Genomic DNA, 21432 nt, shown 5'->3' with positions numbered 1-21432 from the left:
CATCGCCGCGCGCATGCCACCCTGGAGGGTGTGAGCAGCAACAAGCCCCCCAGCCCAGCGTCCCGCAACCCCGTCGGCGGCCACGTCCCCGTGGCCGGCGGCCTCGCCACGGTCGGCCTGTCGTACGCCCGTGAGCTCGGCGCCGAGGCCGTCCAGGTCTTCGTGGCCAACCCCCGCGGCTGGGCGACCCCGCCCGGCAACCCGAAGCAGGACGAGGAGTTCCGCGCGGTCTGCGCGGCCGAGCGGATCCCCGCGTACGTCCACGCGCCCTACCTCATCAACTTCGGCTCGCACACCGAGGCCACCGTCGAGAAGTCCGTCGACTCACTGCGCCACTCGCTGCGCAGGGCCCGGGCGATCGGCGCGCTCGGCGTCGTCGTGCACACGGGTTCGGCGACCGGCGGCCGGGACCGCGCGGTCGCCCTGCAGCAGGTGCGCGACCGCATGCTGCCGCTGCTCGACGAGCTGACGCACGACGACGACCCCTTCCTCCTCCTGGAGTCGACCGCGGGCCAGGGCGCCTCGCTCTGCTCGCGCACCTGGGACTTCGGGCCGTACTTCGAGGCGCTTGACGCCCACCCCAAGCTGGGCGTCTGCCTGGACACCTGCCACATCTACGCGGCGGGCCACGACCTGGCGGGCCCGGGCGGCATGAAGCAGACCCTCGACCTCCTGGTGGACACGGTCGGCGAGGGCCGTCTGAAGCTGGTGCACGCCAACGACTCCAAGGACGTCGTCGGCGCCCACAAGGACCGCCACGAGAACATCGGCACCGGCCACATCGGCGCCGACCCCTTCCGTGAACTGATGCTCCACCCCGCCACGGAGGGCGTACCGCTGGTGATCGAGACGCCGGGTGGCAAGGAGGGGCACGCCGCCGACGTGGCACGCCTGAAGGAACTCAGGAGCCTCTAGAGCTCGGGAGCCTCTAGAGCTCGGGGCCGTCCCCGGGCTCCTCCTGGTAGGAGTAGCGCTGCTCCTGCCAGGGGTCGCCGAGGTTGTGGTAGCCGCGCTCCTCCCAGAAGCCGCGGCGGTCGGCCGTCATGTACTCGATGCCGCGGACCCACTTGGGGCCCTTCCAGGCGTACAGGTGGGGCACGACGAGCCGCAGCGGGAAACCGTGCTCCGCGGTGAGCAGTTCGCCGCCTTTATGGGTGGCGAAAATCGTGCGGTCGGAGGCGAAGTCCGCGAGCCGCAGATTCGAGCTGAAGCCGTACTCGGCCCAGACCATCACGTGCGTGGTGTCCGGCGCGGGCGGCGCGATCTCCAGGAGCGTACGGGCCGGGACCCCGCCCCATTCGGCGCCCAGCATGCTGAACTTCGTGACGCAGTGCAGGTCCGCGACCACCGTGTCGTACGGCAGGGCGGAGAACTCCTCGTGGGTCCAGCAGTGCTTCCCACCGTCGGCGGTGGCGCCGAAGACCCTGAACTCCCAGCGCTCGGGACGGAACTTCGGCACCGGGCCGTAGTGCGTGACCGGCCAGCCGCGCTGCAGCCGCTGACCCGGCGGAAGCTCCGGCTCCGCCGCCTGTCGAGATGCGCGTTCCGCCGGCTGACCCATGGCTCCATCCTGACAGACCCGGGGCGGTGGACGTGACCAGCCGTAACCCCGGGGGTGCTGATTGGGGCAACTCCTACTAAGCGTGCACTTACTGGACGGCCTCCGAACACCGGTGCAAGGATGCGCGTCACCTGCCCAGTAACCCGTGTGGAAGGAGCCTCTGCGATGCAGGGCGACCCCGAGGTCATCGAATTTCTCAACGAGCAGCTGACCGCCGAACTCACGGCGATCAACCAGTACTTTCTCCACGCCAAGATGCAGGAAAACTTCGGCTGGACGAAGCTCGCGAAGTACACCCGGTCCGAGTCCTTCGACGAGATGAAGCACGCGGAGGTGCTGACCGACCGGATTCTGTTCCTCGACGGTCTGCCCAATTACCAGCGGCTCTTCCACGTCCGGGTCGGCCAGACGGTCACGGAGATGTTCCAGGCCGACCGTCAGGTGGAGGTGGAGGCGATCGACCGCCTCCGGCGCGGCATCGAGGTGATGCGCGCCAAGGGCGACATCACGTCCGCGAACATCTTCGAGTCGATCCTCGAGGACGAGGAGCACCACATCGACTATCTGGACACCCAGCTCGAACTGGTCGAGAAGCTCGGTGAGGCGCTCTACATCGCGCAGCTCATCGAGCAGCCGGAGAGCTAGGGAGTCAGGCGGCCTCGGGGAGCTGCGCGTCGGCGGCCAGCGCCACGGCGGGTTCGCCCTGGTCCACCAGCTCCCGGCGGGGGCACGCGCCCCGGCCGAGCAGCGCCTGGATGCGCCGCACGCACGAACCACAGTCCGTGCCGGCCTTGCAGGCCGACGCTATCTGGCGGGGGGTGCAGGCACCGTCCTCCGCGTGCTTCTTCACCTGCGCTTCGGTGACCCCGAAACAGTTGCAGACGTACACGCGGTTCACCTCCCGGAGTGGACTCATCGGCAGCGCCGTCCCGATTGATCGGTGAGGCTAACCTAACCTTACCCAGCCCCCCGAGTCCACAAAAGCCCTGATACGCCGGTGGGGCGCGGATCACACGGATCCGCGCCCCACTCGTGCGTACAGCCGGAGAACCTACTGGTCGCGGTACATCTCGGCGACCAGGAACGCCAGGTCGAGCGACTGGCTGCGGTTGAGCCGCGGGTCACAGGCCGTCTCGTAGCGCTGGTGGAGGTCGTCGACGAAGATCTCGTCGCCGCCGCCCACGCACTCGGTGACGTCGTCACCGGTGAGCTCGACGTGGATGCCGCCCGGGTGCGTGCCGAGGGCCTTGTGGACCTCGAAGAAGCCCTTGACCTCGTCGAGCACGTCGTCGAAGCGGCGGGTCTTGTGACCGGAGGCCGCCTCGTAGGTGTTGCCGTGCATCGGGTCGGTGATCCAGGCGACGGTCGCGCCGGAGGCGGTGACCTTCTCGACGAGCTCGGGCAGCTTGTCGCGGACCTTGTCGGCGCCCATCCGGACGATGAAGGTCAGCCGGCCGGGCTCGCGGTCGGGGTCGAGGCGCTCGATGTACTGCAGCGCCTCCTCGGCCGTCGTGGTCGGGCCGAGCTTGACGCCGATGGGGTTGCGCACCTGGGAGGCGAACTCGATGTGCGCGTGGTCCAGTTGGCGGGTGCGCTCACCGATCCAGACCATGTGGCCCGAGGTGTCGTACAGCCGCCCGGTGCGGGAGTCGACGCGGGTCAGCGCCGTCTCGTAGTCGAGCAGCAGCGCCTCGTGGGAGGCGTAGAACTCGACGGTCTTGAACTCCTCCGGGTCGGTGCCGCAGGCCTTCATGAAGTTGAGCGCGTTGTCGATCTCGCGGGCCAGCTGCTCGTACCGCTGGCCGGACGGGGACGACTTCACGAAGTCCTGGTTCCAGGCGTGCACCTGGTGCAGGTCGGCGTAACCGCCGGTGGTGAAGGCGCGCACCAGGTTGAGCGTGGAGGCGGAGGCGTTGTACATCCGCTTCAGCCGCTCGGGGTCCGGGACGCGGGCCTTCTCGTTGAAGTCGAAGCCGTTGACGGAGTCGCCGCGGTACGTCGGCAGGGTCACGCCGTCGCGGGTCTCGGTGCCCTTGGAGCGCGGCTTGGAGTACTGCCCGGCGATGCGGCCCACCTTCACGACGGGCACGGACGCCGCGTACGTGAGGACGGCGCCCATCTGGAGCAGCGTCTTCAGCTTGTTCCGGATGTGGTCGGCGGACACCGCGTCGAAGGCCTCGGCGCAGTCGCCGCCCTGGAGCAGGAACGCCTCTCCCTTGGCGACAGAGGCCAGGCGGGCGCGCAGCTGGTCGCACTCGCCCGCGAAGACGAGCGGCGGATACGACTCGAGGTCCGCGATCACATCGCGCAGAGCCTCGGCATCGGGGTACTCGGGCTGCTGCGCCGCGGGCAGGTTTCGCCAGGTGTTGCCACCGGTAGCGGTGGTCTTAGCGTTCACGGTCACCTCGTCAACACTACGTGGTGATGCGCGCCGTCCATTCCCCCGCTCACGAAGTGAGACGGAGGAAACACCGGGCGTTCGACGATGCGCTAGGGTGCCGGACATGCGTACGCAGAAGACGACCCAGAACTGGTGGTGGCCCGCTCATCCGGCGGCCCACTGACTCTGCGCGCACACAGACTCGCGAAGGCCGCCCGAGGGGCGGCCTTCAGTGTTTTCCGGACCTTCCCGGGAGCGGGCCGTTCCTCTCCCAGTGAGAAGGAACCCCAGCCATGCACCTCACCGACCTGCTGTCCGACGACCGCCCCTTCGCCCTGCTGCGCCGCCGCACGCCGGGCCACGACCACGACACGGTCGAGGTCCTGATCGGCCCGACGGGCACGTACGAGCGGCTCGCGGACATTCCCGAGGGGCTCGCGCTCGTGCCCTTCCGGCAGATCAGGGAGCGCGGCTTCGACGTCCGCGACGACGGCACGCCGCTGACCGTCCTGACCCCCGACGAGCGGTACGCGCTGCCGCTCGCCGAGGCCCTCGCGGCGCTGCCCTCGCACGACGTGCGCGTCGAGGGCGGGGCCTTCGACGTGGCCGACGCGGCGTACGCGGACATCGTGGAGCGGGTCCTGCGCGAGGAGATCGGCCGGGGCGAGGGCGCCAACTTCGTCATCCGGCGTACGTACGAGGGAGAGATCCCGGGCTTCGACCGGGCCGACGCGCTCGCGCTCTTCCGGCGGCTCCTCGTGGGCGAGCGGGGCGCGTACTGGACGTACGTCATGCACACCGGAGAGCGGACGCTCGTCGGGGCCAGCCCCGAGGTGCACGTGCGGATGTCCGGCGGGACCGTCGTCATGAACCCCATCAGCGGGACGTACCGCTACCCGGCCGACGGGCCCACCGCCGACGGCCTGCTCGCCTTCCTCGCGGACGGCAAGGAGACCGAGGAGCTCTCGATGGTCGTCGACGAGGAGCTCAAGATGATGTGCACGGTCGGCGACATGGGCGGCGTCGTGGTCGGGCCGCGCCTGAAGGAGATGGCCCACCTCGCGCACACCGAGTACGAGCTGCGGGGCAGGTCGTCCCTCGACGTGCGGGAGGTCCTGAAGGAGACGATGTTCGCGGCGACCGTCACCGGCTCGCCCGTGCAGAACGCCTGCCGCGTCATCGAGCGCTACGAGCCCGTCGGGCGGGACGGTGTCGGCCGTGGCTACTACGCGGGCGCCCTCGCCCTCATCGGCCGCGACGCGGGCGGCGCGCAGACCCTGGACTCCCCCATCCTCATCCGCACCGCCGACATCTCCGCGGCCGGGCGCCTGCGGGTGCCGGTGGGCGCGACGCTGGTGCGCGGCTCCGAACCGCTGGGCGAGGTCGCCGAGACGCACGCGAAGGCCGCGGGGGTCCTCGCCGCGCTCGGCGTACGTCCTGGCAGGCCCCGGCACGAGGCCGCGCGCGCCCCGCTCGCCGACGACCCGCGCGTGCGTGCGGCCCTGGACGGGCGGCGGGCCGGGCTCGCGCCGTTCTGGCTGCGGATGCAGGAGCCGTCCCACGAGCTTGTGGGGCACGCGCTGGTCGTGGACGGCGAGGACACGTTCACCTCGATGCTCGCGCACGTGCTGCGCTCCTCGGGCCTTCGGGTGTCGGTGCGGCGGTACGACGAGGAGGGACTGCGGGAGGCGGTGCTCGCGCACGAGGGGCCCGTCGTGCTCGGCCCGGGCCCCGGCGACCCGTCCGACCTCGCCGATCCGAAGATGCGGTTCCTGCGCTCGCTGGCCGCCGATGTGGTGCGCACCCACGAGCACGGCGTGCTCGGCGTCTGCCTCGGGCACGAGCTGATCGCGGCCGAGCTGGGCCTGGAGATCGTCCGCAAGGAGGTGCCGTACCAGGGCGCGCAGACGTGCATCGACCTGTTCGGGCGGACCGAGACCGTCGGGTTCTACAACAGCTTCGTGGCGCGCTGCGACGACGAGGCGGCGGCGGAGCTGGCCGCGCACGGCATCGAGGTCAGCAGGGACACGGACACCGGCGAGGTGCACGCGGTGCGCGGGCCGCGCCGTGCCGCGGGCGCGCCGGGCCTCGCGGTCGCGGGGGTGCAGTTCCACCCGGAGTCGGTGCTCACCCTGCGCGGGGCCGCGATCGTGCGGGACCTGCTCGGTCAGCTCCTGGCCGCCGCGGGGACGAGGACGTTCTCGGAGCGGCGGCCCGCCCGGTAGTCCAGGACGTTGCGCAGCGTGGTGTCGATGATCTGGCCGACCGCGTCCTCGGTGTAGTACGCCTGGTGGGAGGTGACCACGACGTTGGGGAACGTGACGAGGCGGGCCAGCGTGTCGTCGGCGACGACCTCCAGGGACTTGTCGAGGAAGAACAGTCCCGCCTCCGCCTCGTACACGTCCAGGCCCACGCCCGCGAAGCGGCCGGCCCGTAACTCCCCGACCAGGGCTTCGGTGTCCACCAGGCCGCCGCGGCTGGAGTTCACCAGGATCGCGTCGTCCTTCATCATCCGCAGCGCGTCGGCGCCGATGAGGTGCTGGGTGCTGGGGAGCAGCGGGACGTGCAGGCTGACGAGGTCCGCCTCGGCGAGCAGCTCGTCCTTCGGCACGTACGTCATGCCGAGCGCGACGCAGGCGGGGTTCTCGGCGACGTCCCAGCCGAGCAGGCGCATGCCGAAGCCGTGCGCGATGCGGGTGAAGGCCTCGCCGATCTTGCCGGTGCCGAGCACGCCGACCGTGCGGCCGTGCAGGTCGCGCCCCATCAGCCCGTCGAGGCGGAAGTCGAAGTCGCGGGTGCGGTTGCTGGCGCGGACGACGCGGCGGTTGACGGTCATCGCCAGGGTCCAGGCGAACTCCGCCACGGAGTACGGCGAGTAGGACGAGACCCGGGCGACGGTCAGACCGAGCCGCTCGGCGACCAGCAGGTCGATGTTGTTGAAGCCGGTGGAGCGCTGGGCGATCATCTGCGTCCCACCGGCGGCGAGGGTCTGCAGGACGCGGTTGTTCAGCGTGGCGTTGACGCTGGAGGAGATGATCTCGTAGCCCGCGGCGATGGGGGCGGTGTCCTCGTTGAGGAAGACGTTCGTGCAGCGGACGTCGTGGTGTCCGGCGAAGGCCTTCTCGATCAGCGGCTTCTCGTCGGACTGCACGCCGAACGCGAGGATCTCCATGGTCGCGAGTCTATGGAGATCCTCCCGGGACGGCACCCGGAGCCGGGGCCGTCCCGGGGAACGGGCGGGGTCAGCCGAAGAAGACGCCGACCTCGCTGTAGAGCGCCGGGTCCACCGTCTTCAGCTTCGCCGTGGCCTGCGCGATCGGCACCCGCACCACGTCCGTGCCCTGCAGCGCGACCATCTTGCCGAAGTCGCCGTCCAGCACTGCCTCGATCGCGTGCAGCCCGAACCGGGTGGCCAGCCAGCGGTCGAAGGCGCTGGGCGTGCCGCCGCGCTGGACGTGCCCGAGGACCGTGGTGCGCGCCTCCTTGCCGGTGCGCCCCTCGATCTGCTTGGCGAGCCACTCGCCGACGCCGGAGAGCCGGACGTGCCCGAAGGAGTCCTGCGTCCCGTCCTTGAGGACCATCTCGCCGTCCTTGGGCATGGCCCCTTCGGCGACGACGACGATCGGGGCGTACGACGCCTTGAAGCGCGAGGTCACCCAGCCGCAGACCTGGTCCAGGTCGAAGCGCTGCTCGGGGATGAGGATGACGTTCGCGCCGCCCGCGAGGCCCGAGTGCAGCGCGATCCAGCCCGCGTGGCGGCCCATGACCTCGACGACGAGGACGCGCATGTGCGACTCGGCGGTGGTGTGGAGGCGGTCGATGGCCTCGGTCGCGATGCCGACCGCGGTGTCGAAACCGAAGGTGTAGTCGGTGGCGGAGAGGTCGTTGTCGATGGTCTTGGGGACGCCGACGACCGGGACGCCGTACTCGTCGGTGAGCCGGGCGGCGACGCCGAGGGTGTCCTCGCCGCCGATCGCGATGAGGGAGTCGACCTCGTACTTGGCGAGGTTCTCCTTGATGCGGCGCACGCCGTTCTCCGCCTTGAACGGGTTGGTGCGCGACGAGCCGAGGATGGTGCCGCCGCGCGGCAGGATGCCGCGGACCGCCGGAATGTCGAGCGGGACGGTGTCGCCCTCCAGCGGACCGCGCCAGCCGTCCCGGAAGCCGACGAAGTCGTAGTCGTACTCCTGGACGCCCTTGCGGACGATGCCCCGGATGACGGCATTGAGCCCGGGGCAGTCGCCGCCTCCGGTCAGTACGCCAATTTTCTTGGCCCCCATGGAACAGTCCCTTCGCCTCAGTGACCTGATGCGAGTCACGCTAATGGTGATCCAGGTCACTCCGGGACGGTGCGAACGGTCAATTCCTTTGCTGCGCTGGGGAGTTGATCACGCGCTTTCACTCGTACGAGGGGCGCGCGTCGGCGGCTTCGCGCGGGTCACGCGTCGTCGAGACCCCGCTCGATCGCGTACCGCACGAGCTCGACCCTGTTGTGCAGCTGGAGCTTGCCGAGCGTGTTCTGGACGTGGTTCTGCACGGTGCGGTGCGAGATGACCAGGCGCTCGGCGATCTGCTTGTAGCTCAGGCCCTTGGCGACGAGCCGCAGGACCTCCGTCTCACGGTCGGTGAGCCGCGGGGCCTTGGGGTCGTCCGGGGTGCCGGTCGCGGGCTCGGTGGCCAGGCGGCGGTACTCGCCGAGGACCAGGCCCGCGAGGCCCGGCGTGAAGACCGCGTCGCCGACGGCCGTGCGGCGCACCGCGTCGATCAGCTCCTCGGTGGACGCCGACTTCAGGAGGTAGCCGGTGGCGCCGGACTTGACGGCCTCCAGGACGTCGGCGTGCTCGCCGCTCGCCGAGAGGACCAGGACGCGCAGCGCCGGGTTGGCGCCGACGAGCTCCTTGCAGACCTGCACGCCCGGCTTGAGCGGGAGGTTCAGGTCGAGGACCAGGACGTCGGGGGCGGCCGCCTGCGCGCGGCGGACCGCCTGCTCGCCGTCGCCCGCGGTGGCGACCACGTCGAGGCCCGCCTCCGCGAGGTCACGGGCGACCGCGTCGCGCCACATGGGGTGGTCGTCGACGACCATGACCCGGATCGCGCCGGTCGCCGCCCCGTCCCCCGCCGACCCCGTGGCCCCGGCTGCCCCGCCGGCCGGTTCCTGCCTCCGCTGCTCGCTCATCTCGCCTTTCCCGCCTTCCCCCGTGCCTCCCGCGCCTCTTCGCGCGGCACTCTCAGTTCCACTTCGGTCCCCTGGCCCGGCACCGAGATCAGCTCGGCCGTGCCCCCGATGTCCCGCAGCCGGCCCCGGATCGAGAGGGCCACCCCGAGGCGCCCCTCTCCCTCGGCCTCCGCGAGCCGCCCCTCCGGGATGCCGGGGCCGTCGTCCCTGACGGTCACGATCACCTCGTCGGGGTCGTCCTCGACCAGGATCCACGCGCGGGCCCGCTCGCCCGCGTGCCTGCGGACATTGTCCAGGGCGGCGCCGACGGCGGCCGCCAGCTCCCTCGCGGCCCCCGGCGCCATGAGCACCGGCGCCCCCGGCTCGGAGAGCGTGACCTCCGCCCCCGCGTGCGGGACGAGGAGCGCGCGCAGATCGCAGGGCGCCGCGTCGTCCGGGCCGTCGTCGTCCGGCACCTCGACAACGCGTACGACAGCGCCCTGCGAGGCGTCCTCCGACACGTGCGAGGCGGGCACCAGGCCCCCGGCGACCAGGGTTCGCAGCGCGACCTCCTGCTCGCCCGCGAGACGGCCGAGCTCCGCGGCCTCCCCGCCGATGGCGGTCCCGCGCCGCTGCACCATGGCGAGGACCTGAAGGACGCTGTCGTGGATGTCGCGGGCGAGCCGTTCGCGCTCGCGGGTGGCGGCCTCTATCTCCAGGGCGCGGGCCAGGGTGCGCTCGGAGGCGCGGGCCAGCTCCACGACGTAGCCGATGGCGATGGAGGCGATACAGACCAGCAGGACGTTGTGCAGGGTGTCGCGGCTGAACGCGCCGCGCTGCACCACGTTGGCGACGCCGACCAGGAGGGACGCCGAGGCCGCCCAGCGCCAGCCGCCCTTGATCGCGAAGGCGAGCACGGAGCCCGCGGTCCATATGGAGGGCAGCGTCGGACCGCCGTCGACGATCCGCTGCTGGGAGTCGGCGAGCGGCGTGAGCAGGATGCCCACGATCGCGACGGTCAGGTCCGCGAAGAGGAAGCGCCGGGTGCAGCTCGCCGCGTTCGCGACGCGGGGCAGGGTGGCCAGGGTCCAGGGGGCGAGCACCGCGTAGTAGGAGACGGCGAGCCAGGGGCGGTCCAGCTTCTCGTGCGCCGCCACGAACAGGCCGATGGCGTAGAGCATGGTCAGGACGCGGTACGCGGTGAGCGCGCGCCACAGCGGCTGCTCGACCGACATCCTCATGACGTGCTCGCGCCTGGCCATGTCCCCCACCGCCGTCTTTCCCACCCCTGAACGGACGCGGCTAGGAGCCGGACCGTTCCTTGTCGCCCGCGCTCTTCTCAGCGTTCTTTTCCAGGGCCTTGGCGGCCTTCGCCTCCTCGGCGATCTGGCGCTTCGCGGCCGTCGCGTACATGTCGACGTACTCCTGGCCGGAGAGCTTCATGATCTCGTACATGACCTCGTCGGTCAGCGCGCGCAGCACGAAGCGGTCCTGCTCCATGCCCTGGTAGCGCCTGAAGTCGAGCGGCTCACCGATCCGGATGCCGGGCCGCATCAGCTTCGGCAGCACCTTGCCGGGCGGCTGGATCTTCTCGGTGTCGATCATCGCGACGGGGAGCACGGGGGCGCCGGTGGCGAGGGCCACCCGTGCCAGACCGCCCGGCTTGCCGCGGTAGAGGCGTCCGTCGGGCGAACGCGTGCCCTCGGGGTAGATCCCGAAGAGCTCGCCGCGCTCCAGGACCTCAATGCCGCTCTTGATCGCCGCCTCGCCCGCGCCGCGTCCGCCGGAGCGGTCCACGGGCAGCTGGCCCACACCCTTGAAGAACGCCGCGGTGAGCTTGCCCTTCACGCCCGGCGAGGTGAAGTACTCCGCCTTGGCGATGAAGGTGACCTTGCGGTCGAGGACCGCGGGGAGGAAGAAGGAGTCCGAGAAGGAGAGGTGGTTGCTGGCCAGAATCGCGGGGCCTTCGGCGGGGACGTTCTCAAGGCCCTCCACCCAGGGCCTGAAGCCGAGCTTCAGCGGCCCTCCGATGGCAACCTTCATTGCGCCGTAGATCAAACCGAGTGCCTCCTGTGTCTGTGGATCAGACCTTAACCCGGGGTACCGCCAATGGGCCCGACGACCCTGGTCGGTGTCAGTCCGGTCGCGTACGGTGAAGTACTCCCACCTCTCACGAAGGAGACCGAAGTGCCGGTCCTCCCCGGAGCCGAGCCGTACCGCCACGAAGGCGGCGAGGTCGGCGTCCTCCTCTGCCACGGCTTCACCGGATCCCCGCAGTCGCTGCGCCCCTGGGCCGAGTACCTGGCGGAGCGCGGCCTCACCGTCTCGCTGCCGCTGCTGCCCGGGCACGGTACCCGCTGGGAGGACATGCAGATCACCGGCTGGCAGGACTGGTACGCGGAGGTGGAGCGCGAGCTGCGCGGCCTCCTCGACCGGTGCGAGCGGGTCTTCGTGTTCGGGCTCTCGATGGGAGGCGCGCTCGCGCTGCGCCTGGCCGCGAAGCACGGGGACGCGGTCAGCGGCCTGGTCCTGGTCAACCCGGGGAACAAGGTGCACGGCCTTGCGGCGCACGCCCTGCCGCTCGCGCGGCACCTGGTGCCCAGCACCAAGGGCATCGTCAGCGACATCGCCAAGCCCGGCTCCGAGGAGGTCGGCTACCACCGGATCCCGTTGCACGCCGCGCACTCCCTGCGCCGCTTCTTCCGGCTGGTCGACGCCGAACTGCCGCAGGTGACCCAGCCGTTGGTGGTCCTGCACAGCCCGCGCGACCACGTCGTGCCGCCCGCCGACTCGGCCCGGATCCTCAGCCGCGTCTCCTCCACGGACGTCACGGAGATCCTGCTGGAACAGAGCTACCACGTCGCGACGTTGGACTACGAAGCGGACCGGATCTTCGAGGAGAGTCACGCGTTCATCGGCCGGCTCGCCCCCAGTGTCGGCAAGGAAGGGACGGCCACCGGTGGCTGAGCACGAGGCGGACCGCGACGAGAGCCGCGAGCCGGAGAAGAGCAAGGTGCCCGCGGACGGGACTCCGGTGGACGGGACGCCCGCGGACGGCGTGCCCCTGGACGAGGACGCCGCCTGGCAGGCGATCGTCGCGGGGTACGGCGAGGAGCCCGCGGACCCGCCGGGCGCCAAGCCCTTCAAGTCGGTCGACGGCCTGGCGCTCCTGGAGACGGAGACGAACGGCACGGCGGGCGGCCCGGCGAAGACACCGGCCGAATCGGACGACAAGCCCGGCCCCGGCCAGCCGCTCGGCAGCTCCGTCTCGTTCGCGCCCGGCGTCGGCGGTCCGCGCGACTACACCACGCCGGAGCCCGCCGAGAGCGACTTCGACGGCGACGACGAGGGGCACTTCGTGCCGCCCGAGCCGCCGCCGCTGCCCGACGCCGACGTGACGGCCAAGTTCGCCTGGCTCGCCGTGCTCGGCGGCCCGCTGCTCATCCTGCTCGCCGTGCTGTTCGGCTGGCAGATGACGTGGTGGCTGACCACGCTGGGCATCGGCGGTTTCCTGGGCGGCTTCGCCACCCTCGTGGTGCGGATGAACAGCGGTGACGACGACGAGGACGACGACCCGGGGCGCGGCGCCGTCGTCTGAGCCGCACCCATCGGCAAGGGCCCGTCCGGCAGCTGTCCGGAGTGGCCGGACATCCACTGCGGCCTCGCCGGTCTCCTGCGGCGGCTGCTTCATCTTCGACTCGAAGACGTACACCCAGCTCTCGTACCCCGACAGCTGGGCGATCACCGACAAGGTGAAGCAGCGCCCCTAGGACGTCACCGCGGGGACCCTGAGGGCGGCCAGGACCGGCAGGTGGTCCGTGGCCGCCCTCAGGTCGTCCGGGCCCACCCCGGGCAGGTCCAACGGCACGCCGCAGCCGAGGACTTCGATGCCGGAGGTCGCGAAGAGCGCGTCGATGCGCTGGTGCGGGTCGGCCGGCGTGGAGGTGTTCTCGCCGCCCCACGGCCTGGCCGTCCAGCAGTCCTGGAGTTCGGCTGCGAGCCTGCGGAACGTCCGCCCGCCCGGCCGCTCGTTGAGGTCGCCGCCCGCGACCGCGTGCTCCACGCCCAGTGCGGCGAGCCGGTCGAGCAGCATCCCGCCCTGCGCGTACCGCTCGTCGGTCTGCAGGCTCAGGTGGGCGCTCAGGACGCCGAGCCGGGCGCCGCCGAAGCGTACGACGGCGGTGGCGAAGCCGCGCCGGTGCAGACCCGGGGTGAGCGGGAGCAGCACGTCCTCGGTGCGCTCGACCGTGGCGCGCAGCGAGCAGAGCAGCGCGGGTCCGGCCGCGCTGCCGCCGCCGGAGAGGATCACCAGGTCGGCCGCGCGCGCGAGGCGGGCCAGCTTCTTGCGCCAGCGGAAGAACCGCGGGGCCTCCTGGATCAGGACGAGGTCGGGGGCGCAGGCGGAGATGATCCGGGCGAGCGCGGCGGTGTCGTCGCGCATCGAACGGATGTTGTAGCTGAGCACCCGGACGACGGCCGAACCGTCGGCTTCGGTGCGGGAGTTGGGGAGCGGTTCGCTGGCCATGGCGATCAAGATACGACAGTGCCCGCCGCTCCCTGAGGGGACGCGACGGGCACCGGTGTGCCGTACGGGGCGGTGTCACATGACCGGGTCCGGCTCCCGCGCCAGGTCGGCCGCGCCGACGAGGCCCGCGTCGTTGCCCAGCTGGGCCGCGATGACCTGGGCCTCGGGGCGCCAGGCCGCGCCGACGAGCCAGCGCTTGAAGGACTTGCGGATCGGGTCGAGGACGAGCTCGCCCTCGTCCGAGAGGCCGCCGCCGACGATGAACGCGGACGGGTCGAAGAGCGACGCCAGGTCGGCGAGGCCGGCGCCCGCCCAGCGGGCCAGCTCGCGGTAGGAGTCGATGGCGACGGCGTCGCCCTGCCGGGCGGCCATCGAGATGTGCTTGCCCTCGATGCCCTCGGGGGTGCCGTCGCCGAGCGAGAGGAGGTACTCGGCGTTCTCCGGGGTGGCGTTGGCGCGCTGCTTCGCGTACCGCACGAGGGCGCGCCCTGAGGCGTACTGCTCCCAGCAGCCCTGGCTGCCGCAGCCGCAGAGCAGGCCGTCCGGCACCATCCGGATGTGGCCGAACTCGGCGGCCACGCCGAAGTGGCCGCGGCGCAGCTTGTTGCCGATGATGATGCCGCCGCCGAGGCCGGTGCCGAGCGTGATGCAGATGACGTTGCGATGGCCCTTGCCGCCGCCGAAGCGGTACTCGCCCCAGGCCGCGGCGTTGGCGTCGTTCTCCACGACGACCGGCAGGCCGACGCGCTTCTCGACCTCTTCCTTGAGCGGCTCCTGGCGCCAGTCGATGTTCGGCGCGAAGTAGACCGTGGAGCGCTGGCGGTTGACGTACCCGGCGGCGCCGATGCCGACGCCGACGATCTCGTGCCCGGCCCGTGCGCCCGCGACGGCGGAGGCGATCGCGTCGACGATGGCCTCGGAAGTACCAGGGGTCGGCACCTTGAAGGTCGAGAGGATGTTGCCGTCCTCGTCGACCACTCCGGCCGCGATCTTGGTGCCGCCGATGTCGACGCCGATGGTGAGTCCCATGAATCCCTCAGTTCGATCGAGCCCCGCTACGGCCCACCGTACCCGAGGGGGGTCAGTCCAGATCGATGTGTTCGCCCGCGGAGGGGCCCTCGTCCGGGCGGTCCCTGCCCGGCTTGCCGCCGCTCGGGCCGTCGCCGCGGGTCCACCGGTTCTCCTGGCCGCGGGCCGCCGAGCGGTAGGCGGCGAGGAGCTCGGAGCCGGCCGCCGCGAGGTGGTCGAAGACGTCGGGATTGCGCTCGATGACCGGCTCGACGGCGGCCTTCGCCTCCCGGACGACCTGCTTGATGGTCTGCTCCACGGCGCCCTGCGCGACCGCGCCGAGCAGCGGGGCCTGCAGTCCGGAGAGCTTGTCCGACACGGCGTCGACGAGCTTGCGCAGCTCCTCGGCGGCCGACCCGGTCGGGGAGCCGTACTGCGCGCGGCGGCGCGCCCGCTCGGCCGCGAGATCCTCGGCGCACGCCTTCTCCCAGGCGTCGGCGTCGACTTCGGGGGCTTCGCGCTCGGTGGCATCGCTCATGCCATCCGACGTTACCCGAATGGCGGTCACGCGTTCACCGTCCGTGCGGCCCCGCGGCCGGGTCCCGGCGGTTCAGTTCCCGCGCGGCCACAGGTCCGGGTCGGGCGCGAACCGCACCCGCAGCTCGCCGTCGCGCAGCCCGGCCCCCGCGACCGTGCAGCGGCGCAGCGCGGACGGCAGCGTGACGATGCGGCGGAAGGGGCCCGCGGTGACGACGAGTTCGTCGCCGCGCCGGATCAGGCCGAGCTCGTCGCGGCCGACGCCGGGGAGCGGGATGTGCCAGACGTACGTGTGGCCTGCGTCGGCACGATCCTCGGCGGCGGCTTCGGTGACGGGCCAGACGACGGGGCCGGGGGCGGCGGCGGGCGCCGTCAGGCCGAGGGCGGCGAGGTCGTCGGGGCCTCGCGGGTCGCGGCCGAGGTGGCGGACCGCGGCGACCCGGTCGCGTCCGGCCTCCCACTCGTCGAGCGTCTTGCGCTGCTGGGCGCTCAGCGCGGCCAGCCAGGTGTCGGCGCTCGCGTCCGGGAGGATCCGGTTGGCGATCAGGAGGTCGGTGCGCAGGCCCTGCAGGGCCAGGCCCGTGGTGGCGGCGCGGACGGCGTCGGCGCCCGCGGGGCCGGGCTCGGCGACCAGCCGGACGGTGGTGGTGGGGGCCTCGATCACGCGCTGGACGGCGGCGAGTTCGTCCTCCAGGCGGGCCGCGCTCTCGTACAGCCAGGCGGCCGGCATCGGGACGCCCGCGAGGCGGCCGAGCATGGGGCGCAGGGCGCGGGCGGCCTGTCGCTCGGGCGGGAGCAGGCGGCGCAGGTAGCGGCGGAGCTGCTCGGGCAGGGCGAGGACCGTGAGGGCCTTGGGGGTGGGCGGCAGGTCGACGACCACGGTGTCGTGGGCGCCGTCGCGTGCGGCGTCGCGCAGGGCGCGCAGCAGGGCCAGTTCCTCGGCCCCGGGCAGCGGGGTCAGTTCCTCGCCGTCGAGCCGCTCGGCGCCGAGCAGGTCGAGGGCGGAAGCGGCACGTTCCTGCAGGGCGAGGAGGTCGTCCCGGACGCGGTCGTCGGGGGCCAGGCGCCGGGCGGTGAGTGCGGGGTGCGCGTCCGGGGTGCCGAGCACCGTGCCGAGGGTGTCGGTGCGGTCGGCGGAGAGGACGAGGACCCGGTGGCCGGCGTGCGCCGCGGCCAGTGCGGTGGCCGCGGCGGTGGTGGTCCGGCCGGAGCCGCCGGGGCCGGTGACGAGGAGGGTGCGCATATCGGTGAACGGTACGTGAGCGCGGGGCGGGGAGCGGGGCCGCCCACTCGCCGTGGGGGGGCGGTTCTTTTGCGGCTTTCGGGGCGGTGGGGGTTGCTCGCGCAGTTCCCCGCGCCCCTGGAAAGCGGGGGCTGCGCCCCGCTTTCCCCCTCAGGCCCCTCTGCCCCTCAGGACCCGTTCCCCTCAAGCTTCCTTGGACTCGACCCTCTTCTTGAGGCCTGCGAGGGCTCGGTCGATGATGACCTTTTCCGCCTTGCGCTTGATCATGCCGAGCATCGGGATCTTGACGTCGACGGTGAGGCGGTAGGTGACCTCGGTGCCGGTGCCCACGGGCTTGAGGAGGTACGAGCCGTCCAACGAGCGGAGCATCTGGGACTTGACGAGCGTCCAGCTGACCTCGTCGTCCCCGGTCCAGGTGTAGCCGAGCGTCTGGTCGTCCTTGATCGCGCCCGCGTCCATGACCAGGCGGACCTGCTCGGCGCGGCCCCGCTCGTCGGTGGCGAGGACCTCGGCCTCCTTCACCTCTCCCGTCCAGTCCGGGTAGCGAGCGAAATCGGCGATCACTCCCATCACCTCGGCCGGTGCCGCCTCGATCGTGATGCTCGAGCTGGTGTGTTCGGCCATCGCTGTGGCTCCTCCAGATGCGGTCGTCCGGGATGGGGTGGTGTGTACCGCGTGAAGGCTACCGCGCGCGGCCGCCGTCACCACTCCAGGGCCCAGGGCCTGGACGTCCCGGCGAAGTGTCCGACGTTCACGCACTCCGTCGCGCCGACGCGCATGCGCCGGACCAGCGGCTGGTGGACGTGGCCGAAGAGCGCGTACTTCGGGCGGGTGCGGTGGATCGCCGCGAGCAGCGCCCGGCTGCCGCGTTCGAAGCGGCGCGCCACCGTGTCGTAGAGGAGCTCGGGCACGTCCGGCGGGATGTGGGTGCACAGGACGTCGACCTCGCCGACGGCCTCGACCTTGGCCGCGTACTCCTCGTCGCTGATCTCGTAGGGGGTACGCATGGGAGTGCGCAGACCACCGCCGACGAACCCGAAGACGCGGCCGCCGATCTCGACCCGTTCGCCGTCCAGGACGGTGGTACCGGGTCCGGCGTATTCGGGCCACAGGGCCGGGATGTCGACATTGCCGTAGGTGGCGTAGGTCGGGGTGGGGAAGGCCGCGAACATGTCGGCGTACTGCTTGCGGACCGCGCCCTCGATCGCCGCCCCGCGGTCGAGGTCGCCCCACAGCCCCCTGCCGAACTCCCTGGCCTCCTCGAAGCGGCGGGCGGTGCGCAGTTCCACCAGCCGCCCGGCGTTCTCCGCGCCGAAGAGGTCGGGGAAGATGCCGCGCGAGTGGTCGCCGTAGTCGAGGAAGAGCACCAGGTCGCCGAGGCAGACGAGGGCGTCCGCGCCGTCCCCCGCGCGGGCGAGCGCCTCGGTGTTGCCGTGCACGTCACTGACCACGTTGACCCGGAAAGCTGGCATGCCGATCACCCTAGGACGGCGGCTCCGCGGAGGGTAGGGGTCCTGGGCAGCGGCCCGGACCTGCGGTTACTTCCGAGTCGGGAAGACGGTGGCGTACTGTGCCATGCAGACCGCAGCGACGTGTGACGCACCGAACATCTGGCCCTGCCCCCCTACCGAACAAGCCATACCGATGGGTAACGTCCGGGCAGTCCAGTAGTGCTCAGCCCCCCATCTCCACTGAGCACCTGCCCGATCTTGGACCGCACCGTCGCAGCACACAACGTCGTGGCGCCGGCGCCCTTATGTAGGAGCAGCAGTCTTGCGCGAGTTCAGCCTTCCGGCCCTGTACGAGGTCCCTGCGGACGGCAATCTGACCGACATCGTCCGCAGAAATGCCGCGCAGCACCCGGATGTCGCCGTCATCGGCCGCAAGGTCGACGGCCACTGGCAGGACGTCACCGCCAAGGCCTTCCTCGCCGATGTGCGCGCCACCGCCAAAGGCCTGATCGCGGCGGGCGTACGCCCCGGCGACCGCGTCGGCCTGATGTCCCGCACCCGCTACGAGTGGACGCTCCTCGACTTCGCCATCTGGAGCGCGGGCGCCGTCACCGTGCCGGTGTACGAGACGAGTTCGGCCGAGCAGATCCAGTGGATCCTGGGCGACTCCGGCGCCGTGGCCTGCGTCGTCGAGCTGGACGCGCACGCCGCCGCCGTAGCTTCCGTACGCGAGGGGCTGCCCGCCCTCGCCCACGTCTGGCAGATCGACAAGGGCGGCGTCGACGAGCTGCACCGCACCGGCGCCGACGTCCCGGACGCGACCGTCGACGAGCGCGGCGCGGTGGCGGGCGCCGACGATCCGGCCACCATCGTCTACACCTCGGGCACCACCGGCCGCCCCAAGGGCTGCGTCCTCACCCACCGCAGCTTCTTCGCGGAGTGCGGCAACGTGGTGGAGCGCCTCAAGCCCCTCTTCCGCACCGGCGAGTGTTCGGTCCTGCTGTTCCTGCCCGTCGCGCACGTCTTCGGACGGCTCGTCGAGGTGGCCGCGCTGATGGCGCCGATCAAGCTCGGCCACGCCCCCGACGTCAAGAACCTCACCGACGAACTGGCGTCCTTCCGGCCGACCATGGTCCTCGGCGTCCCGCGCGTCTTCGAGAAGGTCTACAACTCGGCGCGCGCCAAGGCCCAGGCCGACGGCAAGGGCAAGATCTTCGACAAGGCCGCGGACACGGCGATCGCGTACAGCCGCGCGCTCGACACCACCGCCGGGCCCTCGCTCGGCCTGAGGATCAAGTACAAGATCTTCGACAAGCTGGTCTACAGCAAGCTCCGCGCGGTCCTCGGCGGCCGCGGTGAGTACGCGATCTCCGGCGGCGCGCCGCTCGGTGAACGTCTCGGCCACTTCTTCCGCGGCATCGGCTTCACGGTCCTCGAGGGGTACGGCCTGACGGAGTCCTGCGCGGCCACGGCCTTCAACCCGTGGGACCGCCAGAAGATCGGCACGGTCGGTCAGCCGCTGCCGGGCTCGGTGGTCCGCATCGCCGACGACGGCGAGGTGCTGCTCCACGGCGAGCACCTGTTCAAGGAGTACTGGAACAACGAGGGCGCCACCGAGGAGGCGCTCGCCGACGGCTGGTTCCACACGGGTGACATCGGCACGCTCGACGAGGACGGCTACCTGCGCATCACCGGCCGCAAGAAGGAGATCATCGTCACCGCCGGCGGCAAGAACGTGGCCCCCGCCGTGATCGAGGACCGCATCCGCGCGCACGCGCTGGTCGCCGAGTGCATGGTCGTCGGCGACGGCCGCCCGTTCGTGGGCGCGCTCGTCACGGTCGACGACGAGTTCCTCGGCCGCTGGGCCGCGGAGCACGGCAAGCCCGCGGGGTCGACGGCGACGTCGTTGCGGGACGACGCGGATCTGCTCGCGGCGATCCAGAGCGCGGTGGACGACGGCAACGCGGCGGTCTCCAAGGCGGAATCCGTCCGCAAGTTCCGGGTGCTCGGCTCGCAGTTCACGGAGGAGTCGGGACATCTGACGCCGTCGCTGAAGCTGAAGCGGAATGTGGTGGCCAAGGATTATGCGGACGAGATCGAGGCGATTTACCGCGGGTAGCGTTGGCGGGGGCGCCCACTCGGCGTGGGGGCGCGGTGTGTTCGCGACTCCCGGTGCGCTGTGGTTGCTCGCGCAGTTCCCCGCGCCCCCGAAGCCGGGGCTGCGCCCCGCTTCTCCCCCGCGCAAGCTCACTCTCCCGCACCCCTGAAGCGGCCGAAGGCCGCTCCCAGGGGCGCGGGGAACTGCGCGACCAGCCACGACGGCGGGGCGCGTCGAACGGGCTTACAGCAGGGCGCGGAGGCGCTCCGCCAGGAGGTCCCAGCGCCAGCGGGATTCCACCCAGGCGCGACCCCGCTCACCCATCCGCGCCCTCAGCTCCCCGTCGCCGAGCAGGGCGACAATCCGGTCGGCCGCCTCCTCCGGCACCCCGCCCCGCACGACCCACCCCGTCTCCCCGTCGAGCACCGCGTCCGGCGCCCCACCGGAGTCACCGGCCACGACCGGAAGCCCCGTCGCGGAAGCCTCCAGGTAGACGATGCCGAGGCCCTCCACGTCGAGGCCCCCGCGCCGCGTCCGGCACGGCATCGCGAAGACGTCGCCCGCGCCGTAGTGCGCGGGAAGCTCCTCCCACGGCACCGCGCCGGTGAAGCGCACGGAGGCCGCCACCCCCGTCTCCGCCGCGAGTGTGCGCAGGTCGTCCTCGTACGGCCCGCCGCCGACGATCAGCAGCACCGCTTCGGGCTCCCGCGCCAGAATGCGGGGCATGGCGAGGATCAGCGTGTCCTGCCCCTTGCGCGGCACCAGCCGCGATACGCACACCACCACCGGCCGGTCGGTCAGACCGAGCCGCGCCCGAACCGCGTCACCGCCGGACCCGGGGTGGAAGGTCTTCTCGTCGACGCCGGGCGGGAGTTGGACCATCCGCCCCGCCGCCGCGGGGGTGAGGGCCGCCGCGATCCGCGAGCGCGTGTACTCGCCGAGATACGTGATCGTGTCCGTCGACTCGCCGATCCGGCGCAGGAGTTGCCGTGAGGCGGGCAGCTGGGCCCAGCCCGCCTCGTGGCCGTGGGTCGTGGCGACCAGCCGCGTCGCCCCGGCCCTGCGCAGCGCGGGCGCCATGAGCCCGAGCGGCGCGGCCGCCCCGAACCACACCGACGTACACCCGTGTTCCCGCAGCAGCGAGACCGCGCGGCGGGTGACGCGCGGGGTCGGCAGCAGCATCGTCGTACGGTCCCGTACGACCTCGAAGGGCTGCTGGGCGTCGAAGGCGGCGGTGGCCTCGGCGCCCTCGAGGCCGCGCTTCCAGGTGGAGGCGTAGACGACGAGCTGCTCGGGGTCCAGGCGCAGCGCCATGTTGTGCAGGAACGCCTGGATGCCACCGGGCCTGGGCGGGAAGTCGTTCGTGACGATCAAGGTCTTGTGCATCGCGCACGACAGTACCGAACGGCCCCGCCTCTTCGCCCCGGCCCCGCACGGCCCGGCATCATGGCTCCCGAAATCGCAATGAAGTATG

General features: G+C 71.8%; 21 protein-coding genes. 6 read left to right on the top strand and 15 right to left on the bottom strand.

The window, feature by feature from the left end:
• Positions 1–21 precede the first annotated feature (21 nt).
• Entirely contained in the window at positions 22–915 is an 894-nt protein-coding gene (locus tag ACZ69I_RS04220) for a deoxyribonuclease IV (RefSeq protein ID WP_470830655.1), read from the top strand.
• A gap of 13 nt (positions 916–928) precedes the next feature.
• Here ACZ69I_RS04220 and ACZ69I_RS04215 read toward each other — a convergent pair whose 3' ends face one another.
• The gene (locus tag ACZ69I_RS04215; protein ID WP_470830418.1) at positions 929–1561 is read right to left on the bottom strand and encodes a sulfite oxidase-like oxidoreductase; all 633 of its coding nucleotides are present in this window, start codon (positions 1559–1561) and stop codon (positions 929–931) included.
• A gap of 165 nt (positions 1562–1726) precedes the next feature.
• Here ACZ69I_RS04215 and bfr point away from each other — a divergent pair, with 165 nt between their 5' ends.
• On the top strand, positions 1727–2206 hold the full coding sequence (gene bfr, locus ACZ69I_RS04210; RefSeq protein ID WP_457476112.1) for a bacterioferritin: 480 nt from the start codon (positions 1727–1729) through the stop codon (positions 2204–2206).
• A 4-nt stretch (positions 2207–2210) separates the two neighbouring features.
• Here bfr and ACZ69I_RS04205 read toward each other — a convergent pair whose 3' ends face one another.
• Together ACZ69I_RS04205 and ACZ69I_RS04200 are read right to left on the bottom strand one after the other, a co-directional pair.
• Entirely contained in the window at positions 2211–2459 is a 249-nt protein-coding gene (locus ACZ69I_RS04205; RefSeq protein WP_467668241.1) for a (2Fe-2S)-binding protein, read from the bottom strand.
• Positions 2460–2612: 153 nt separating this feature from the next.
• Positions 2613–3965 carry a class II 3-deoxy-7-phosphoheptulonate synthase gene (locus ACZ69I_RS04200; RefSeq protein ID WP_467668243.1) on the bottom strand — a complete coding sequence of 451 codons (1353 nt, stop codon included), beginning with the start codon at positions 3963–3965 and terminating at the stop codon, positions 2613–2615.
• 269 nt (positions 3966–4234) lie between these two features.
• Between ACZ69I_RS04200 and ACZ69I_RS04195 the strand changes: the two genes are divergently transcribed.
• A complete protein-coding gene (locus ACZ69I_RS04195; RefSeq protein WP_470830417.1) occupies positions 4235–6166 on the top strand; it encodes an anthranilate synthase family protein in 1932 nt (643 codons plus the stop codon).
• Here the strand turns inward: ACZ69I_RS04195 and ACZ69I_RS04190 are convergent.
• The 5 genes from ACZ69I_RS04190 to ACZ69I_RS04170 form a co-directional block, all read right to left on the bottom strand.
• Positions 6109–7113 (bottom strand): 2-hydroxyacid dehydrogenase, encoded by a 1005-nt coding sequence (locus ACZ69I_RS04190; protein ID WP_470830416.1) that lies wholly within the window; start codon positions 7111–7113, stop codon positions 6109–6111. The two genes, ACZ69I_RS04195 and ACZ69I_RS04190, sit on opposite strands and share 58 nt — an antisense overlap.
• Before the next feature lie 70 nt (positions 7114–7183).
• Positions 7184–8221, bottom strand: a complete 1038-nt coding sequence (locus ACZ69I_RS04185) for a 6-phosphofructokinase (protein WP_470830415.1) — start codon at positions 8219–8221, stop codon at positions 7184–7186.
• 158 nt (positions 8222–8379) lie between these two features.
• Positions 8380–9024 (bottom strand): response regulator, encoded by a 645-nt coding sequence (locus ACZ69I_RS04180; RefSeq protein WP_467670737.1) that lies wholly within the window; start codon positions 9022–9024, stop codon positions 8380–8382.
• Between the two features lie 89 nt (positions 9025–9113).
• Positions 9114–10358, bottom strand: a complete 1245-nt coding sequence (gene macS / locus ACZ69I_RS04175; RefSeq protein WP_470830414.1) for a MacS family sensor histidine kinase — start codon at positions 10356–10358, stop codon at positions 9114–9116.
• A gap of 40 nt (positions 10359–10398) precedes the next feature.
• Positions 10399–11139 carry a lysophospholipid acyltransferase family protein gene (locus tag ACZ69I_RS04170; RefSeq protein WP_467668253.1) on the bottom strand — a complete coding sequence of 247 codons (741 nt, stop codon included), beginning with the start codon at positions 11137–11139 and terminating at the stop codon, positions 10399–10401.
• A 144-nt stretch (positions 11140–11283) separates the two neighbouring features.
• Here ACZ69I_RS04170 and ACZ69I_RS04165 point away from each other — a divergent pair, with 144 nt between their 5' ends.
• Complete coding sequence (locus ACZ69I_RS04165) at positions 11284–12063, top strand: alpha/beta hydrolase (protein WP_467668255.1); 780 nt, start codon at positions 11284–11286, stop codon at positions 12061–12063.
• Complete coding sequence (locus tag ACZ69I_RS04160; protein WP_470830413.1) at positions 12056–12694, top strand: hypothetical protein; 639 nt, start codon at positions 12056–12058, stop codon at positions 12692–12694. Before ACZ69I_RS04165 ends, ACZ69I_RS04160 begins: the two co-directional genes overlap by 8 nt.
• Positions 12695–12862: 168 nt before the next feature.
• Here ACZ69I_RS04160 and ACZ69I_RS04155 read toward each other — a convergent pair whose 3' ends face one another.
• From ACZ69I_RS04155 to ACZ69I_RS04130, 6 genes are all read right to left on the bottom strand, one after another.
• On the bottom strand, positions 12863–13621 hold the full coding sequence (locus ACZ69I_RS04155; RefSeq protein ID WP_467668259.1) for an endonuclease/exonuclease/phosphatase family protein: 759 nt from the start codon (positions 13619–13621) through the stop codon (positions 12863–12865).
• Between the two features lie 75 nt (positions 13622–13696).
• Positions 13697–14650: an ROK family glucokinase gene (locus ACZ69I_RS04150; RefSeq protein ID WP_467668261.1), complete on the bottom strand. Its 954-nt coding sequence runs from the start codon at positions 14648–14650 to the stop codon at positions 13697–13699.
• Between the two features lie 52 nt (positions 14651–14702).
• Entirely contained in the window at positions 14703–15167 is a 465-nt protein-coding gene (locus ACZ69I_RS04145; protein ID WP_467668263.1) for a DUF5304 domain-containing protein, read from the bottom strand.
• Positions 15168–15239: 72 nt separating this feature from the next.
• The gene (locus ACZ69I_RS04140) at positions 15240–16409 is read right to left on the bottom strand and encodes an ArsA family ATPase (protein WP_470830412.1); all 1170 of its coding nucleotides are present in this window, start codon (positions 16407–16409) and stop codon (positions 15240–15242) included.
• Between the two features lie 183 nt (positions 16410–16592).
• Entirely contained in the window at positions 16593–17033 is a 441-nt protein-coding gene (locus ACZ69I_RS04135; RefSeq protein WP_467668267.1) for an SRPBCC family protein, read from the bottom strand.
• A gap of 77 nt (positions 17034–17110) precedes the next feature.
• Positions 17111–17881, bottom strand: a complete 771-nt coding sequence (locus ACZ69I_RS04130) for a metallophosphoesterase family protein (protein ID WP_470830411.1) — start codon at positions 17879–17881, stop codon at positions 17111–17113.
• Between the two features lie 301 nt (positions 17882–18182).
• On the opposite strand from ACZ69I_RS04130, the gene ACZ69I_RS04125 reads away from it, so the two are divergent.
• Positions 18183–19979, top strand: coding sequence for an AMP-dependent synthetase/ligase (locus tag ACZ69I_RS04125; RefSeq protein WP_470830410.1), 1797 nt, complete (start codon positions 18183–18185; stop codon positions 19977–19979).
• A gap of 222 nt (positions 19980–20201) precedes the next feature.
• Here ACZ69I_RS04125 and ACZ69I_RS04120 read toward each other — a convergent pair whose 3' ends face one another.
• Positions 20202–21344 (bottom strand): glycosyltransferase family 4 protein, encoded by a 1143-nt coding sequence (locus tag ACZ69I_RS04120; protein ID WP_470830409.1) that lies wholly within the window; start codon positions 21342–21344, stop codon positions 20202–20204.
• Positions 21345–21432: the final 88 nt, after the last annotated feature.

Source organism: Streptomyces sp. NPDC036815 (genome assembly GCF_055609205.1).
The sequence above is the reverse complement of the archived record's forward strand: the minus strand, read 5'-3'. Positions and strand labels throughout refer to the sequence as shown.